The organism is Mycobacterium sp. DL440, from assembly GCF_011745145.1.
Classification (GTDB): Bacteria; Actinomycetota; Actinomycetes; order Mycobacteriales; family Mycobacteriaceae; genus Mycobacterium.
The window spans coordinates 4,552,102-4,569,484 of sequence record NZ_CP050191.1 but is presented as its reverse complement, the minus strand read 5'-3'; the positions used below and the strand labels follow the sequence as shown (position 1 = coordinate 4,569,484).

General features: G+C 67.8%; 14 protein-coding genes. 5 read left to right on the top strand and 9 right to left on the bottom strand.

The window, feature by feature from the left end; all coding sequences use genetic code 11:
- Nucleotides 1-18: 18 nt before the first annotated feature.
- From HBE63_RS22265 to fadD3, 4 genes are read right to left on the bottom strand one after another with little or no spacing between them, the layout of a single operon-like run.
- Nucleotides 19-954, bottom strand: a complete 936-nt coding sequence (locus HBE63_RS22265; protein WP_166906684.1) for an acyl-CoA dehydrogenase family protein — start codon at nt 952-954, stop codon at nt 19-21.
- Nucleotides 951-1,907 (bottom strand): acyl-CoA dehydrogenase family protein, encoded by a 957-nt coding sequence (locus tag HBE63_RS22260; protein ID WP_166906683.1) that lies wholly within the window; start codon nt 1,905-1,907, stop codon nt 951-953. Before HBE63_RS22260 ends, HBE63_RS22265 begins: the two co-directional genes overlap by 4 nt.
- A complete protein-coding gene (locus tag HBE63_RS22255) occupies nt 1,904-3,034 on the bottom strand; it encodes an acyl-CoA dehydrogenase family protein (RefSeq protein WP_166906682.1) in 1,131 nt (376 codons plus the stop codon). The genes HBE63_RS22260 and HBE63_RS22255 overlap by 4 nt, the downstream gene beginning before the upstream one ends.
- Nucleotides 3,025-4,596, bottom strand: coding sequence for a 3-((3aS,4S,7aS)-7a-methyl-1,5-dioxo-octahydro-1H-inden-4-yl)propanoate--CoA ligase FadD3 (gene fadD3 / locus HBE63_RS22250; protein ID WP_166906681.1), 1,572 nt, complete (start codon nt 4,594-4,596; stop codon nt 3,025-3,027). The genes HBE63_RS22255 and fadD3 overlap by 10 nt, the downstream gene beginning before the upstream one ends.
- Nucleotides 4,597-4,643: 47 nt before the next feature.
- Here fadD3 and ipdE1 point away from each other — a divergent pair, with 47 nt between their 5' ends.
- On the top strand, nt 4,644-5,792 hold the full coding sequence (gene ipdE1 / locus HBE63_RS22245; RefSeq protein ID WP_166906680.1) for an acyl-CoA dehydrogenase IpdE1: 1,149 nt from the start codon (nt 4,644-4,646) through the stop codon (nt 5,790-5,792).
- Nucleotides 5,793-5,823: 31 nt separating this feature from the next.
- The gene (gene ipdF / locus HBE63_RS22240; protein ID WP_166906679.1) at nt 5,824-6,615 is read left to right on the top strand and encodes a (5R,7aS)-5-hydroxy-7a-methyl-1-oxo-2,3,5,6,7,7a-hexahydro-1H-indene-carboxyl-CoA reductase; all 792 of its coding nucleotides are present in this window, start codon (nt 5,824-5,826) and stop codon (nt 6,613-6,615) included.
- Here ipdF and HBE63_RS22235 read toward each other — a convergent pair.
- Genes HBE63_RS22235 through HBE63_RS22215 form a run of 5 tightly spaced genes read right to left on the bottom strand, consistent with a single transcriptional unit; the run spans nt 6,612 to nt 13,625 of the window.
- Nucleotides 6,612-7,766 (bottom strand): VWA domain-containing protein, encoded by a 1,155-nt coding sequence (locus HBE63_RS22235; protein WP_166906678.1) that lies wholly within the window; start codon nt 7,764-7,766, stop codon nt 6,612-6,614. The two genes, ipdF and HBE63_RS22235, sit on opposite strands and share 4 nt — an antisense overlap.
- Nucleotides 7,759-9,939 carry a DUF5682 family protein gene (locus HBE63_RS22230; RefSeq protein WP_243858218.1) on the bottom strand — a complete coding sequence of 727 codons (2,181 nt, stop codon included), beginning with the start codon at nt 9,937-9,939 and terminating at the stop codon, nt 7,759-7,761. The genes HBE63_RS22235 and HBE63_RS22230 overlap by 8 nt, the downstream gene beginning before the upstream one ends.
- Nucleotides 9,936-11,027, bottom strand: a complete 1,092-nt coding sequence (locus HBE63_RS22225; RefSeq protein ID WP_166906677.1) for an AAA family ATPase — start codon at nt 11,025-11,027, stop codon at nt 9,936-9,938. The genes HBE63_RS22230 and HBE63_RS22225 overlap by 4 nt, the downstream gene beginning before the upstream one ends.
- Complete coding sequence (locus tag HBE63_RS22220) at nt 11,020-12,285, bottom strand: hypothetical protein (RefSeq protein WP_166906676.1); 1,266 nt, start codon at nt 12,283-12,285, stop codon at nt 11,020-11,022. Before HBE63_RS22220 ends, HBE63_RS22225 begins: the two co-directional genes overlap by 8 nt.
- A 29-nt stretch (nt 12,286-12,314) precedes the next feature.
- The gene (locus tag HBE63_RS22215; RefSeq protein WP_166906675.1) at nt 12,315-13,625 is read right to left on the bottom strand and encodes an SWIM zinc finger family protein; all 1,311 of its coding nucleotides are present in this window, start codon (nt 13,623-13,625) and stop codon (nt 12,315-12,317) included.
- Nucleotides 13,626-13,769: 144 nt separating this feature from the next.
- Here HBE63_RS22215 and HBE63_RS22210 point away from each other — a divergent pair, with 144 nt between their 5' ends.
- The 3 genes from HBE63_RS22210 to HBE63_RS22200 are packed head-to-tail and all read left to right on the top strand — an operon-like array spanning nt 13,770 to nt 17,013.
- Nucleotides 13,770-14,435 carry a response regulator transcription factor gene (locus HBE63_RS22210; protein WP_166906674.1) on the top strand — a complete coding sequence of 222 codons (666 nt, stop codon included), beginning with the start codon at nt 13,770-13,772 and terminating at the stop codon, nt 14,433-14,435.
- A 14-nt stretch (nt 14,436-14,449) separates the two neighbouring features.
- Nucleotides 14,450-15,469: a HAMP domain-containing sensor histidine kinase gene (locus tag HBE63_RS22205; RefSeq protein ID WP_166910073.1), complete on the top strand. Its 1,020-nt coding sequence runs from the start codon at nt 14,450-14,452 to the stop codon at nt 15,467-15,469.
- A complete protein-coding gene (locus HBE63_RS22200; RefSeq protein WP_166906673.1) occupies nt 15,466-17,013 on the top strand; it encodes a DUF4153 domain-containing protein in 1,548 nt (515 codons plus the stop codon). Before HBE63_RS22205 ends, HBE63_RS22200 begins: the two co-directional genes overlap by 4 nt.
- The last annotated feature ends 370 nt before the right edge of the window (nt 17,014-17,383 follow it).

Sequence of the window (17,383 nt, the reverse complement as noted above, 5' to 3'; positions counted from 1 at the left end):
GCGAAAGATGGGCACGCGTTAGAACACTTCGGCTTCGAGCCGACGCAGATGCTCGCGGGGCGGACCCAGCAGCTGGGCGCTGCCGTGGGCGCGCTTGAAGTACAGCTGGATGTCGCTTTCCCAGGTGATCGCGATGCCGCCGTGCAGCTGGATGGCTTCGGCGGTCACCGCGGACAGCGCCTCGCTGGCGAAGTAGCGGGCCAGGGAAGCCGTGGTGGGCGACGGGTCGGCGATGGCGTCGTTGACGACGGCGCGTGCCGAGGACACCTTGACGTACAGATCGGCCATCCGGTGCTTGAGCGCCTGGAAGCTGCCGATGGCGCGGCCGAACTGAACCCGGTCCTTGGTGTAGGCGACGGTGAGGTCCAGGCAGCGCGACGCGGCACCGATCTGTTCAGCGGCCATCAGCAGGGCCGCGGTGTCGGACAGGCCGGGATCGGCGCCGAGGGCGGCGGTGTCACCGGGGATCACCGCGGACAGCCGCCGGGTCAGATCCATGGTGGTTTTGGGGGTCGCGGTGAACGTGGTCCAGCGGGTCAGGTTCTCCCCGTCGGCGGCGATGACGACATCGGCCACGTCACCGTTGATGACGTACTCGGCGTCAAACACCACGGTGCCGATGGACGCGCCCTCGGCAAGACCTTCGAGCGGTTCGTGATCGCCCACGGCCAGCAGGGCGAGTTCGGCGACCGTGGTGCCCAGCAGCGGGGTGGGCACCAGGGCCTTGCCGAGCTCTTCGAGAACCACTGCGGCGTCGGCAAGTTCGCCGCCGGCGCCGCCGAGTTCCTCTGGGACCACCAGGGCGGCCGCGCCTACCTGCTCGCACAGCAGGCTCCACAGCTTCTCGTCGTAGCCGCGTTCGGATTCCATCGCCGTGCGCACGGCCTCGGGGGAGGCGTGCTTGTCGACCAGCGCGGCGACGGTTTGCCGCAGCAGTTGGCGTTCTTCACTCACGAGAGGGCCTCCAGGAGTCGACGGCGATGGGTAGTGGGGTCGCCCCAGGTGCTGCGCAACGCCTGTACGCGCAGCAGTGCCAGGGACAGGTCGTGTTCCTGGGTGAACCCGATGGCGCCGTGGGTCTGCAGCGCCGAGCGGGCGGCCAGCAGCGCGGCGTCGGCGGCGGCCACCTTGGCGGCGCTGATGTCACGTGCGGTGTGGGGCGATCCCTCCGCCAGCGACAGCGCCGCACCGTAGACCAGCGGGCGGGCCATTTCGACGGCGATGAGCACATCGGCCAGCTTGTGCTTGATGGCCTGGTACGAGCCGATGATCCGGCCGAACTGGGTGCGCTGCTTGGCGTATTCGACGGACTGATCCAGCACGGCCTGGCCGGCACCGACCAGCTGGGCGGCGGTCGCCAGCACACCGAACTCGTAGGCCCGTGCGGTGTCCGCGGCCTGCGTGTCACCGGATGCGGTGACGTCGAACAGCTTTCGGGCCGGGTCGACGGAATCGTGGGCGGCGCCCACCGTCGCATCGCCGACCTGACCGTCGGCGGCCAGTAGGGTAAGTCCCGCGACATCGGCGTTGACGGCGCGCGGCACCTGCGGAGGCATCGCGACGGTGGCGATCAGCTCGCCGGAGGCGAGTTGTGCGGAGCGTTCGTCGTTCGCGAGCAGGATCGGTGCCACGGCGATGGATTCGGTCACCGGACCGGGCACCGCCCAATAGCCCAACCGCTCCAGGGCGACGACGAGGTCGACCGGGTGGGCCTCGATGCCGTCGTACTTCTCCGGCACCAGCAGAGCGGTCACTCCGAGGTCGGTCAGCTGTGCCCACACCTTGGCGCCAGGTGCGGTGTCACCGTCACCCCACGCGCGTACCGCAGCCGGGACATCGGCGGCGCCCAGTGCGGCGTCGATGCTGGCCGCGAAGTCCCGCTGCTGTTCGTCGATTTCGAAGTTCACTTTGCCTCCCGCGGCAGGCCGAGGAGCCGCTCCGCAATGATGTTGCGCTGGATCTCGTTGGTGCCGGCGTAGATCGGGCCGCCGAGCGCGAACAGCAGGCCTTCGGTCCAGTGGTCTGCGAGCTCGGCGTCGGGTCCTTGCATGTCCAGCGCGGTCTGATGCAGGGCGACGTCCAGGTCGGACCAGAACACCTTGGTCACCGAGGACTCGGCTCCCAGTTCACCGCCGTTGGCCAGCCGGGTCACGGTGCCGAAGGTGTGCAGCCGGTAGGCCTGCGCCTTGATCCAGGCGTCGGCCACCCGGTCGGTGAACACCGGGTCTGGATTCGACTTCCAAAGCGACACAAGACGTTCCGCAGGTGCCACGAATCGGGCCGGGCTGCGCAGCGACATGCCGCGCTCGTTGCTCGACGTGCTCATCGCGGCGCGCCAGCCCTCGTGCACGCCGCCGATCACGTCGTGGTCCGGGACGAACACGTCGTCGAGGAAGATCTCGCCGAATCCGGTGTCCCCGCCGAGCTGCGCGATCGGGCGCACGGTGATCCCGGGAGCCTTGAGGTCGAACATGAAGTAGGTCAGACCCTTGTGACGCTGCGCCTCCGGGTCGGAGCGGAACAGGCCGAAGCCGCGCTCACCGAACGGTGCGCGTGAGCTCCAGATCTTCTGTCCGTTGAGCTTCCAGCCGCCGTCGACCTGCGTGGCTGTCGAGCGCAGCGAGGCCAGATCGCTGCCCGACTCGGGCTCGGACCAGGCCTGCGCCCAGATCTCCTCGCCACTGGCCATCTTCGGCAGCACGCGCTGAAGTTGTTCCTCGGTGCCGTGCGCGAACAGTGTCGGGGCCAGCATCGCGGTGCCGTTGGCGGAGGCCCTGCCAGGTGCCCCGGCGTGGAAGTACTCCTCCTCGAACACCACCCACTGCAGCAGGGTGGCGTCGCGGCCGCCGTACTCCTTGGGCCAGGCGATCACCGACAGTCCGGCGTCGAAAAGCACCTTGTCCCAACGGCGGTGCTGTTCGAAACCCTCAAGGGTGTCGTACGACTTCGTCGGGAACGAGTCCCGGTTGGCCGTCAGGAAGTCGCGGACCTCGGCCCGAAAGGCCTCGGTCTCGTCGTCGAATGTCAGGTCCATTGCACCCCTTCTCGGGTCCCTCTGCTGCGCAGCACCGGTTTGATCACCTTGCCGCCCGGATTTCGCGGCAGCACATCCAGAAATTCCACTGACCGCGGCGCCTTGAAGTTCGCCAGATGCTCACGCGCGTAAGCGATCACGGCGGCCTCATCGAGCGCCACCCCGGGCTTGAGCACCACGTAGGCCTTGCCGACTTCGCCGAGCCGCTCGTCGGGAATGCCGATCACCGCGGATTCGGTGACCCCGTCCAAGCGGGCCAGGACCTGCTCGATCTCGGCCGGGTACACGTTGAACCCACCGCTGATGTACATGTCCTTGAGACGATCGGTGATGGTCAGGTTGCCGCGCGCGTCGAGCGTGCCGATGTCGCCGGTGTGTAGCCAGCCCTCAGAGTCGATGGTGCCGGCCGTTGCGGCTGGATCATCGAGGTAGCCGAGCATGACGTTGGGTCCGCGCAGGAGCACCTCGCCCGAATCATCCAGGCGTAGTTCGAAATCGGCGATGGGCCGGCCGCAGGTGGTGGCCACGGTGACGGCATCGTCGTCGGCGCTACACATGGTGCCGAATCCGGCCGCCTCGGTCAGGCCGTAGGCGGTCAGGACGATATCGATGTCGAGTTCGGATTGCATCCGCTCGATCAGGACCACCGGGACGACGGCCGCTCCGGTCACCGAGAAGCGCAGCGAGGACAGGTCGTAGTCGGCGCGGTTGGGATGGTCCAGCAGGGTCTGGAAGATGGTCGGCGGACCGGGGAGCACAGTGATGCGCTGTTCGGCGATGGTTTTCAGCACCTGCTCGGGCTTGAACGTGAGCACCGGGTACAGCGTCGCGCCAGTCTGCAGGCAGGCCAGGATGCCGGCCTTGTAGCCGAAGTTGTGGAAGAACGGGTTGATGCACAGGTAGCGGTCGGCGCTGGTGACTTGACCGCACTCGGCCCAGGCCGCAGATCCGTCGAGCGACTGGCGGTGTGCGCACCGCACGCCCTTGCTGCGTCCCGTGGTGCCGGAGGTGAAGAGGATGTCGGAGACGTCGTCGGGTTGGACCGCCGCGGCGCGCGCGTCGACGCCCTCGAGGTCAGTGCCTCGCGCCACGAACTCATCCCACGTGCCGTCGTTCTTGTCGATCGGCACCCGCACGATGTGGCGCAAAGCGGGCAGCGCATCGCGGTTCAGCTCGGCGGCGCGGTCCGATCCGAGGAACTCGCCCGCGGCGATCAGCAGCGGAGCCTCGGTGCGGGCCAGGATGTCGGTGGCCTCGCTGGCGGTGTAGCGCGTGTTCAGCGGCACCATCTGTGCGCCCGCGTAGTGGATGGCCAGGCAGGCCACCACCCAGTGCCAGGTGTTGGGCGACCAGATCGCCACGCGGTCGCCGGGTTCGACACCGAGGTCGATCATCGCCGCGGCGGCTTGGCGTACGTGCGCGCGCAGGTCTCGGTATGTCAGTCGCTGATCTAAGGCTGGATCGCCGGCTCCGCCGGCGGTACTGACCAGGGCCTCATGGTCCGAATACTGCACGGCAATCCGGTCCAGCACCGCTGGAACGGTGCGGCGATCGCTCGTCATCGATGCTCCCTTAACAAAGCAAGTGCTTGGTAGGTTAGCCTACAGGGGTGATAGAGGTCCAGGAGTTCCGGGCCGAGGTCCGGCAGTGGCTCGCAGACAATCTTGTAGGCGAATTCGCAGCGCTCAAGGGCCTGGGCGGACCGGGGCGTGAGCACGAAGCCTTCGAAGAACGACGGGCGTGGAATCAGCATCTGGCCGCGGCGGGTCTGACCTGCCTCGGCTGGCCGGTGGAGCACGGCGGCCGCGGCCTGTCGGTCGCGCACCGCGTCGCCTTCTATGAGGAGTACGCCCGCGCCAACGCGCCCGACAAGGTCAACCACCTGGGCGAGGAACTGCTCGGGCCGACGCTCATCGAGTACGGCACCCCCGAACAGCAGCAGCGGTTCCTGCCCAAGATCCTCGACGTCACCGAGCTGTGGAGCCAGGGCTACTCCGAGCCCAACGCCGGCAGTGACCTGGCCAACGTCGCGACAACGGCCGAGCTGGTCGGTGACGAGTGGGTGATCAACGGCCAGAAGGTATGGACGTCACTCGCACACTGGGCACAGTGGTGCTTCGTGGTCGCGCGCACCGAGAAGGGCTCCAAGCGGCACGCCGGGTTGTCCTATCTGCTGGTGCCGCTGGATCAGCCGGGCGCCGAGATCCGCCCGATCATCCAGCTGACCGGAGACTCCGAGTTCAACGAGGTGTTCTTCGACGACGCCCGCACTGAGGCGTCCCTCGTCGTCGGCCAGCCAGGTGACGGCTGGCGCGTGGCGATGGGCACGCTCACCTTCGAGCGCGGGGTATCCACGCTGGGTCAGCAGATCCGCTACGCGCGTGAGCATTCCAACCTCGTCGAGCTGGCCAAGCGCACCGGTGCGGCCGACGACCCGCTGATCCGCCAGCGGCTGACCGAGTCGTGGACCGGCCTGCAGGCCATGCGGTCCTACTCCCTGGCCACCATGGATGTCGAACAACCTGGCCAAGACAACGTGTCGAAGCTGTTGTGGGCCAACTGGCATCGCGAGCTCGGCGAGATCGCCATGGACGTGCAGGGCACGGCCGGGCTGACGCTGCCCGGGGGCGAGTTCGACGAGTGGCAGCGGCTGTACTTGTTCTCCCGTTCGGACACCATCTACGGCGGGTCCAACGAAATCCAGCGCAACATCATCGCCGAGCGGGTGCTCGGCCTACCCCGAGAGGCTCGCGGATGAGCGCTCGTGCGAAGACCATAGGAGAAGACTGATGACCGATCTGTCCATCGCTCCGAACGAGGTTGAGGGCCACGGCCTCTTGGCGGGCAAGGTCGTCCTGGTCACCGCCGCCGCGGGCACCGGCATCGGCTCGTCCACCGCGCGGCGTGCGCTGCTCGAGGGTGCCGACGTAGTGGTGTCCGACTACCACGAGCGCCGGTTGAACGAGACCCGCGACCAGCTGGCCGAGCTCGGCCTGGGTCGGGTCGAGGCTGTGGTCTGCGACGTCACCTCCACCGAGGCGGTCGACGCGCTGATCGCCCGGTCGGTCGAAAAGATGGGCCGCCTGGACGTGCTGGTCAACAATGCCGGTCTGGGGGGCGAAACCCCGCTGGTCGACATGACCGACGACGAGTGGGACCGCGTCCTCAACGTCACGCTGACCTCGGTGATGCGGGCGACCCGCGCGGCCTTGCGCTACTTCCGCGACGTCGAGCACGGTGGAGTGATTGTCAACAACGCCAGTGTCCTCGGCTGGCGCGCGCAGCATTCTCAGTCCCATTACGCCGCCGCCAAGGCCGGTGTGATGGCGCTGACCCGGTGCAGCGCCATCGAAGCCGTCGAGCACGGGGTCCGGATCAACGCGGTGTCGCCGAGCATCGCGCGGCACAAGTTCCTGGAGAAGTCGGCCGATGCGGCCCTGCTGGACCGGCTGTCCTCGGATGAGGCGTTCGGTCGCGCGGCCGAACCCTGGGAGATCGCCACCACCATCGCGTACCTGGCCAGCGACTACTCGAGCTACCTCACCGGCGAGGTCATCTCGGTTTCCAGCCAGCGGGCCTAGGGCGCGTCCATCCCGCGCTGGGCGAGGCCGGTTCGGTCCGCCCAACCGCGGATGTCGCCCTTGTTGATGGCCAGGGCCAGCAGCTCGGGAAACGCGTCGGGCGTGCAGGCGAACGCCGGGATCTCCATGGCGGCCAGATCGGCGGCGATCTCCCGGTCGAACGACGGTGCGCCCGAATCGGACAACGCCAGCAGCACCACCATCTGGACGCCCGCGTCGACGAGTTGTCTGACGCGGGCGAGCATCTCGTCGCGGACACCGCCCTCGTAGAGGTCGGAGATCAGGACGAAGATGCTGTCGACCGGGCGGCTGATCAGGGTCTGGCAGTACGCGATGGCCCGGTTGATGTCGGTGCCGCCGCCGAGTTGAGTGCCGAACAGCACGTCGACGGGGTCGTCGAGCAGGTCGGTGAGGTCGACAACTTCGGTATCGAACACCACGAGCGACGTGCGCAGCGACCGCATCGAGGCGATCACCGCGCCGAAAACCGCGGAGTACACAATCGATTCGGCCATCGACCCGGACTGGTCGATGGCCAGCACGATGTCCTTGGTCACCGAGCGGCCGGCCCGACGGAACCCGACCAGCCGTTCGGGGATGATCGTGTTCAGTTCGGGCTGAAACGTTTTCAGGTTGCGCGCGATGGTGCGGTTCCAGTCGATGTCGGACGCCAGCGGACGGCTGGTGCGGGCATTGCGGGACAGCGCCCCGCGCAGCGTGGCCCGGGTGCCGCCGGCGATGCGCCGCTCGATGTCCTCGACGACCTTGCGCACCAGGGCCCGGGCCGACGCCTTGGATTCGTCGGGAATGGCCTGCCCCAGCGTGATGAGCGTCGTGGCCAATGACAGGTCCGGTACGACGCTGTCCATCATCTCCGGTTCGAGCAGCAGCATGCGCAGGTTGAGCCGTTCGATGGCATCCTGCTGCATCACCTGAACCACCGTGCTGGGGAAGTACTTTCGTATATCACCCAGCCAACGCGCCACCGATGGAGCCGAACCGCCGAGTCCCCCTTTGCGGTCATAGAGCGCCGACAGCGCTTTGTCCATGTCGACATCACCGCCTTGCAGGCTCGGCAGTGACTCCGCGTCCGACCCCAGCACCAGCCGCCACCGGCGGTCCCGTTCGTCGGAGATGGTCTCGTCAGTCATGGGCGATACCTCGTGCGAAGATGGCCGCCGCCGCGATCACCGCGGGGCGGGCGCGTTCGGCGTCGATGGCGAATTCGGTGTGGACAGCGGTGCCTGCCGTGGCCACCGCATGCCCGATGTTGCGTTTGATGCCCGCGTCGAAGGTGCTGAAGGTCCGACGCACCACCGGCAATACGTCAGTGAACTCCGTTGCCGTCAAAACGGTCAGCCATTCGTCGATAACAGAAAGCAGTTCGGTGTCATGCACCAGCAGCAGCCCGCTGCCGGACAGAAAACCCTCGATCCAGGCCGACTTCTCGTCGGCTGGTGCCCCGATGCTCAAGGCGCGGCGCATGCGTCGCGCTGCTTCGCTGGTGGTGAACACCGCTCCGTCGACGCCGATGCGGACGAAACGGCCGACCAGGCTGCCGTGCAGATCGTCGCGATCGGCCAGACGCGCGATCGTGGCCAGCCACTCCCCGCGGATGTCGGCATCGAGCAGGTCGACGGTGTCGGTGACCGCGTTGACGTGCGCGAGCATCTCGGCGGCCGCGTCCGGGCCGAGCCCGGTCAGCGTCGAGGGCAGGCCGACGTTGACGCGGCGCAGCAGCGACGTGGTGACCACACCGAGCGCACCCGCGTCGGTGCGGCGCACATCGCCGTAGCGCAATGACCGGGCCAGCGCAGGCAGGGCCGCCATGAGCTCGGTGAGGTCCCGGTCGACGGCGGCCTTGTTCTCCAGGATCGCGAGCAGTTGCGGGACTGCTTCGTCGACCCCACCGAGCAGAGCGGCCTCGATCGCCGCGGTGACCTGTCCCAGATGCGTAGCGGTCTCGGCGGTATCGGCCAGTTTGGCCTTGCAGGCGCGGTACACCGTGTTGCCCCATACCGACGACACCACGACCTTCACGGCGAACTCAGGTTGCCACTGCAGGGTCCAGGCTTCCTTGAACGTGCCCTGCCCGGTGGTCAGCTCGGGTTCGCCCCACGGAATGTCGAGCACGGCGAGCCGATGCAGCAGATGGGACTTCGCGAGGTCGTTCGGCTTGCGCAGGTCGAGGGTGACCTGCTTGGCACCTGCGTCGGGTTTGAGGCGCAATGACTTCTGTTGCTTGGTGATGTCGGCGAGCAGCGGCACCATCGGCAGATGTTCGGGAATGCCGCCCAGCCGCTCCCCGATCACCAGCTCGCGCACGATCAGTCCGAATCGGGTGTCGGATCCTTCGCACAGCACGGATTCGGTGGCCTCGTTGACCTCACTCAACCCGGGATGGGCCCGGCCCCGCATCGCGGCCAGCGCGTTGGCCAGCCGGACTCCTTCGATGACGTGGGCCGAGGAGACGAAGATGTCGTGGTCGCGTAATGCCCTGGCCGCCAGCGTGAGCCAGGTTTCCACCGGACGTTCCCGCTCCAGGAACGCGTGCTGATACCAGCCGGGCGAGCGGATACCGGCGCCATAACCCGACGCCGCGGCCAGCCGCGAATGCGTCCACGGCACCCACACCGTCGCTGACTTGGCCTTGGGCAGGCCGCGCAGCAGTGCCGAATCGGCGCTTGCCGGGGGCAGTGTCCCAGCCAATGCGGGAGTGTGCCAGGCCCCGCAGATCACGGCCACCGTCGAGAATTCCTTGACGGCTTTGCGGATCACCTGACGCATGTGTGCTTCGCGCTGCTGCTCGATGGGGTCGTCATCGTCGGGTTCGAGCTCCCGCACCGTCTGCATGGCCTCGATGATCGCCTCGAATCCAGTTCCGTCCGTGCGGGATTCGACCACATCGTCCCACCAGCGTTCGGGATCGTCATACCCCGCGGCGTCGGCGAGTGCCGCTATCGGGTCGACCCGAACTCGCGATACGTCCGCGTGCCGCTGATCGCGCTGTGCCAGCACAGTGGCGGCGGGCAGATCGCAGAACCGTACCGGCACCCGGTGGCGGGCGGCCCACAGCAGAGCCTGCCACTCGGGGGAGAAGCCGCCGAACGGCCAGAACGCCGACACCGCGGGGTCATCGACCGCGTAGGCCATGATGGCCACCGGTGGCACCATGTCGGTGTCATCCACGTCGGTGGTGAGCCGGTCCGCGTCGGCCGGCCCTTCGATCACCACAATGTCCGGCTGGATGCGGTCCAGCTCGGACACCACGGCACGCGCGGATCCGGGACCGTGGTGCCGGATACCCAGGACGTGGGTGGTCACGAGTGCAGGACGTCCCGCGATGCCCGGTAGAAGTCGGCCCAGCCGTCGCGTTCGCGCACCACTGCCTCGAGGTATTCCAGCCATACCACTGCGTCGTTGACCGGAACCTTCACGACCGCGCCGACGATGCCGGCTGCGGTGTCGGTCGGCCGGAGCACTCCGTCGCCGAAGTGTGCCGACATCGCGATGCCCTGGGTGACCACCGAGATCGCCTCGGCGGTGGACAGGGTGCCCGACGGCTGCTTGAGCTTGTTGCGGCCGTCGGCGGTCAGCCCCGAGCGCAGTTCCCGGAAGACCGTGACGACCCGGCGGATTTCGTCGGCCGATGTCGGTACCTCGGGCAGCTGCAGTGACCCGCTGATGTCGGCCACCCGGCGCGTCACGATCTCCACCTCGTCGTCGAGGCTCGCAGGCAGCGGAAGGACCACGGTGTTGAACCGGCGGCGCAACGCCGACGACAGGTCGTTGACGCCGCGGTCGCGGTCGTTGGCCGTCGCGATCACGTTGAACCCCTGCGTCGCCTGTACCTCGCTACCGAGTTCGGGTATGGGCAAGGTCTTTTCGGACAGCACCGTGATGAGCGCGTCCTGCACCTCCGACGGGATACGGGTCAGCTCTTCGAGGCGGGCGATCTTGCCGTCGCGCATCGCGGTCATGATCGGTGACGGGACCAGGGCCTGCTGTGACGGGCCCTCGGCGATCAGCCGGGCGTAGTTCCAGCCGTATCGCACGGCTTCCTCGACGGTGCCCGCGGTGCCCTGCACCAGCAGCGTCGAATCCCCGGTCACCGCTGCGGCCAGATGTTCCGACACCCAGGTCTTGGCGGTACCGGGCACGCCGAGCAGCAGCAGCGCCCGGTCGGTGGCCAGTGTCGCCACGGCCACCTCGACGATTCGCCGGGGGCCGATGTACTTCGGGGTGATCTCCACTCCGTCAACGGTTTCCCCACCGAGCAGATAACGAACGACGGCGTGCGGCGACATCAACCAGTTCGGCGGCGCGGGCTTGTCATCTGCGGCGCGCAGGGCCGCGAGTTCCGCGGCGAACAGCTGCTCGGCATGCGGACGCAGCAGGGTCGCTTCAGTCATCGGACAGTTCCTTTGCAATGTCGGATCGCAGGGTGAGCAGCTCGAAAACGGTGGCGTAGAACTTGTGCAGTTCCTCGTCTGCGGTGTGGTCGACGAGAGTCGCGATGCGCCGCAGCCAGTCCAGTGGATACCCGGCCGCCAGATGTGCAGCGGCCTCGCGGCGTTGGCGTGCCGTGCCCCAGCCGGCCCCGGCCAGGGATCCGAACAGCGCTGCGGCGACATCGGGGGCGAACGGTCGCGGCAGGCCCGCGACGACGCGCCCCAGCGGTGCGGCCTCCGCGATGTTGGTGAGCGCGCGGATCATCTCGGCGGATATGGCCGGGTGGGCGGTGGACGGGTCGTAGCAGGTGGCGTAATCGGCGGGCAGACAACGCTGTAACAGCGGCACGGCCCAGGTGGGGTCGTTACCCCACAGCGCGCTGAGCGTCAGCGCGGCCAGCACCGCCTGATCGGAGTCGGACAGCGCACGAGCCACCTTCTCCGGTGCCACCGCGCCGAAGACCTCGCTCCAGAACCCGATCGGCGTGCGTGCGACGACGGCTTCGGGTTTGGTGGTGCTCAGCCCGTCCCGAACCGCGGCGGCGTCGGGCCCGGGTAGCGGATGGACGGAGACCTTCACCCCGAGCAACGCCTTCTTGACCGAGAAGATACGGGCGGCACGGGCTTTCATCCGGTCCGGGTCGAGTCCGCGCGCGGCGGCGAGCCAGTCGAGGCGTTTGGCGGTGTCGCCGTGGGTGTAGCCGGTTTCCTTGGGCCACTCGGTAGGCCGGGCCTCCAGAACGTCGCGCAGCGCGCGATGTCCGCGGCCGTAGTGTTCGACGGCGTACCACTGGCCACCGTTGCCGATCGCCACCCAGAGTTCCTGTGTCACAACGCCGATCTGCTGGATCCGCAACAGCTCGGGGATGAGCCGCGGCGGGAGGCGGAGGCCTGCCGCCGCAATGTCGGCCAGGACGCCGTCGAGGATGGGACGGATCGTCAGCGCCCGCTCGATGAGAAAGGCGTGCGCAGCGGTGATGAGCGGCCGGGTTTCCGGTGGTGCCGGATCGGAGCCTGTCTCGACGGACGTCGGCAACTGCCCGGCCCGCCGGGCGACGGCGTAGAGGCCGGCCACCCGTAGCACCGACCCGACCGGGTCGCCGGCGTCGTGCACCGCCGTAACGCTGCCGTCGACCGGAACATCGAATGTGCTGTCGGGTAAGGGTTTCGCACCGAATCCGACGGTGGCGGCGGAGATCATCCGTTGGTAGTCGCTCACAGCGCGGTCACAGCGCGGTCACAGCGCGGTCACAGCGCGGTCACCGCCGGTCCGGCCAGACGCGATGGCGGCGCGTCGCTCAACATCGACAGCGGATCGATCCCATCCGTGGTGATCTCCGTCAGCAGCGGCAGTAATCGGCCGCCGCTTCCGGCCTGCAGTCGAGCCCAGCGGGCGTCGTCGCAGATCGCCGGCATCGCGTTGCCCGAGGCGTCGACCAGGTAGCGGCGCTTGGGCCTGCTGAGCTCTACGGGCCGGGCGGCGACGATCGCGGGGTACCGGAGCAACCACGGGTCGACCGTCAGAGCGCGGGCCCGCCCGGCCAGCGCCGAATCGATCCCGGTGCCGGCGACCGCGAGTTGCCCGATGGGCTCGGTCGGCACGTCGCCGTCGGGGATTGCGACCCGGAAGCTCGACGGGCCGCCGGGATACGGGTACACGCCGCCGGTGAACTCCCGCCCGGGGGTGAGCCGGTTGTCGAAGCTCGCCCCGCTCGGCGCGGTGGACTGCACGTTAACCAGGAGCCCGGTGGCGGTGCCGCTCAACCACATTCGCCGGGTGGTGTAGCGATCCTCCAAGGTCTCGGCGTAGCCCAGTACCTGCCAGGTGTCGTTGACCGGTTCGGTGGCCAGCACCTCGGCCCGCGGCACCGTGAATCCGATGTGGCGGCGCACCGCGGCCGCGGTCTCCACCGACAGCGCGTCGATCGTGCGGTAGGCGTCGATCAGCAGCCGGATCAGCCCGAGATCCTCGATGATCAACCGCGGCCACTCGTCGTGGGTGAGATGGCCGGGCAGGCTGCGCAACCAGCGCGCCAGGCCGGGGGCCTTGGCGTCGACCATCCGTTTGGCGATCGGCTCGCTCCATCCGGCGTACGGATCGGCGCTGATGCCGGCGATGCCGTTGCGGACCTGATCGTCGATCCACCGCTGGAGCTGCTCCAGGCCCTCGCTGACGCTGTGCTCGCGTGCCGCGATGGCCTTCTCGCTGACCTCACGCGGCGCTTTCGGGGCTGCGGGAGCCGCGGGAGCCGCGACGAGGCCCGCTGGAGCCTCCGACGAGGCGTCGACGCTGCCGCCACACCAGCGCAGCACCAGACCGACCACGTGTTTGCAGGGAAATTGCCGCGACGGGCACGAGCATTTGTACGTAGGGCCCACCAGGTTGACCTGCACGCGATACGGGGTACGCCAGCTGCCCTGGAAGTCGCCCCACACCAAGGTCTGGGTGGCACCGGTGCCGGACCAACCGGCCGCGCCTGCGAGTTTCTGGCCCGCTGCGTACGCCTTCCCGGCAAACTGACGCACCTCGTCGGTGGACCACACCGTTTGCTGATCCAACCGCCGCCCCTCCACATGCGTACTGACCCCGGCCAGCCTAACCAGAACGCCCGACACCCGACCACAGCAAATTCGCGACGGTCTCCACAGGATCTTCACAAACACTGCCCGTGACCACCACAACCTGCACCTAGAGTCGGGTTCGTGAAGCGAATCCTGGTGGTCGACGACGAGCCGACCATCCTGGCCGCGGTGGCGACCCGACTGCGTGCCGAGGCTTTCGAGGTGGAGACGGCGGTCGACGGGCCGTCGGCGGTGGAAACCGCGCTGGCAACGTCGCCTGATCTTGTGGTCCTCGACGTGATGCTGCCCGGCTTCGACGGTCTGGAAGTGTGCCGGCGTATTCAGGCGCAGCTTCCCGTGCCGGTGCTGATGCTGACTGCCCGCACCGACGAGACCGACATGCTCATCGGCCTCGGTATCGGTGCCGACGACTACCTGACCAAGCCGTTCAGCATGCGCGAACTCGTGGCCCGGGTGCGGGTGCTGTTGCGCCGGGTGGACCGGGCGAACGGCGACCAGCCGCTGTCGGTGGGCGACTATCGCATCGAGCTGAGCGAGCGTCGGGTCCATGAGGGCGACCGGGAGATCCACCTCACCCGAACCGAATTCGATCTGCTCGTGTTCCTGGCCGGCCGGCCCAGGGCTGCGGTGGCCCGCGAGACCCTGCTGGAGCACGTGTGGGGTTGGGCCGCCGGGGTGGAGACCCGCACCGTGGACAGCCATGTCAAGGCACTGCGCCGCAAGCTCGGATCCGAGCTGATCCGGACGGTGCACGGCGTGGGCTACGCCCTGGAGGTCCCGCGGTGAGCTTCGCCGACCGGGTGACCGCGCTGTGGGACCGGCTGCCTCGACCGCTCGATCCATTCGCATCGTTCAAGGTCAAGACCGGCCTGCTGGTGGGCGGGGCGATCCTGCTGGCCTCGTTCACCTTCTGGGTCGGCGCCAGCTGGCAGTTCCGGTACGCGTTGCTTGCCGCACTCGCCACTTCGTTGATCTTGACGCAGTTCCTGGCGCACGGGATGACCTCGCCGCTGCGGCAGATGACGGCGGCAGCACGCGCGATGGCCCGCGGTGACTACAGCATCCGGGTGCGCGCCACCTCCCGAGACGAAATCGGTCAATTGGCAGCCGCGTTCAATCAGATGGCGGCCGATCTCGAGGCTGCCGACGAGTACCGGCGCGGCCTGATCGGCAATGTGTCTCACGAATTGCGCACGCCCATCACGGCACTGCAGGCGGTGTTGGAGAACGTGGTAGACGGCGTGGTCGAGCCCGACGCCCAGACCATGCGGATCGCGCTGTCTCAGACCGAGCGCCTCGGTGAGCTGGTGAGCAACCTACTCGATCTGTCCCGTATCGAAGGCGGGGCGATTCCGTTGCAGATCAGTCGGTTCGACGTCGGTGAGTTTCTGCGCGACGCCGTCGAACACGTCGCTGTGTCGGCGAGCGACATACCGGTCGTCATCAGGGTGTCACCGCCCGACTTGAAGGCCGTCGCCGACCCGGCACGGCTACGGCAGGTGGTGGTCAATCTGGTGGACAACGCAATTCGGCACAGTCCGACCGGTGGCCGGGTGATGGTCCTGGCCACTCGTCAGGTGTCGGGCCTGCGGCTCGAAGTGGCGGATCAGGGCCCGGGTATCGCGGCCGTCGAGCGTGAGCGCGTCTTCCAGCGGTTCACCCGCGGTGCGACCTCTGACGGTGGCACGGGCCTGGGGCTGGCGATCGCGCGGTGGGCAGTCGAATTGCACGGCGGGGTAATCGAAGTGATGGATACCGGGGCGGGATGCCGGATCAAGGTCGGCATTCCCGAATCGACGACGGGGGAGAGGTTGCCATGACGACTGTGGTTCCAGGAGTTCCTGAAGCTCCACGATATCCGGGACAACCGGCGATACCGCCGCTGATCGGTCCGGCGCTGCCGAGCTCGGGCGAGCCCGGGTGGACGGTGTGGCCAGGGCGGGTATGGCCGATCGAGCCGCTGTCGTCGGCGCCATGCCGACCGCTGATCCTCGCCGTCGCCGCAGGTTTGGTGGGGACGGCGGTGTGGCGGCCGTCCGTGCTCAGCATCGGCTACCTCGTGGTCGGGATCATGGTTTTCGTCGTGGTGTTCGGCACTGCCGAGCGCCGACCGACCCGCACGGAGTGGGCTGGGATGGCGTTGACCATGGCGTTGTTGGCGGTACCCGCGCTGCTGGCGGCCGATTGGCTGGGTGTGCTGTGCATCATGGCGGCCTGGATCGTCGGCTGGTGCCCGCTTTTCGGCGGGCGGACCTGGACCGCGGTGTTCAGCGCGCCGTTTCTGGCGTGGGCCCTGCCGGCCCGGGTGAGCGGGTGGGTGCGACGTGGATTGCCGAGCCGGGTGGGTGTCGCCAACCCGGGTCGCGTCGCCGTCGTCATCGGTCTCACCGTGCTGCTGGCTTTCGTGTTCGGTGCGTTGTTCGCTTCGGCGGACGCGGCCTTCGCGCATCTGGTCGGCAACCTGGTACCGACCTTCGATGGCGTCGACGCCATCGCGCGGGTCGTGGTTTTCGGGATCGTGGCGTCCTTCGTCCTCAGCGGTGCCTACCTGACCCGATTCCCACCGCGGCTCGATGTCCTGGCGCCCGCGCCGATGAAGGCGGTGCCCCGCTGGGAGTGGGCGCTGCCGCTGGGCGTGCTCGACGCGCTGTTCCTGGCGTTCGTGGTGGTGCAGGCCGCGGTGCTGTTCGGCGGTCACACCCATGTGCTGGAAACCGAAGGGCTGACCTACGCCGAATATGCCCGGCAGGGCTTCTGGCAGCTGCTGTGGGTCTCGGCGCTGACCCTGCTGGTGCTCGGGGTGGTGATCAGGGTGGCAGGCCGGGCCGACGCGGCCGACCGTCGCCTGCTGCGGGTACTGGTCGGAATACTCTGCGCCACATCGGTTGTCGTGGTGATCTCAGCCATTCACCGGATGTGGCTGTACCAGCAGGCGTACGGCTTCAGCACTGATCGGCTGATGGTGGTGACGATCGAGCTGTGGCTGGGCGTGGTCTTTCTGCTCGTCGCCGAGACGGGAGTGCGGATGTCGGGCCGGTGGCTGCCGCATGCGGTGCTGGTCGCCGGTGTGGTGGCGCTGCTGGGGTTGGCGGCGCTCAATCCCGAGCGGCTCGTGGCCGATCGGAACATCGACCGGTTCCAGCAGAACGGTCAACTCGACGCCGAATACCTGTCCCGGCTGTCGTCGGACATCGACCCTGCGCTGCACCGGTTACCCGAGCACATCCGCGCCTGCGTGCGATCCGATGACCCGGAATCGGACCCGTGGTATCTGTTCAATCTCTCGCGGTCGCGAGCTGACCGTCCGGTGGTGACCGATCTGCCGGAGTACTGCTCGGCGTACTGGTCGTACGACTACCGGTAGGTCGCCAGAATCGCGTGATTTCCGCGAGATCCTCTCTGCTGGTGCTTCTCGCAGTGCTACCGGCCATGGGGCCTATCGACGACGCGCCAGTGACCGCCACCATTGAGGCGGCACTGACGGCGGGTGCACTGGAAGGACGAGTGAGCGAGTGCATGAGCATTCGCTGTCAGCGAGCAATGCGGTAGCTATGAGAAGCGCTATTTGCACCAAAGATATTGCAAATAGCGTGATTCTAATGCTTAGCATAGTTTGCGCACAGGGTCTCCATAGTGTGCTGAATGTAATGTTTCCGTTGCGGTGACGAGATTGTCGTGCACCAAAGTTACTGCGGTGCACGAGGTGTCAATCAGGATCCGCGCACGGAAAGGAA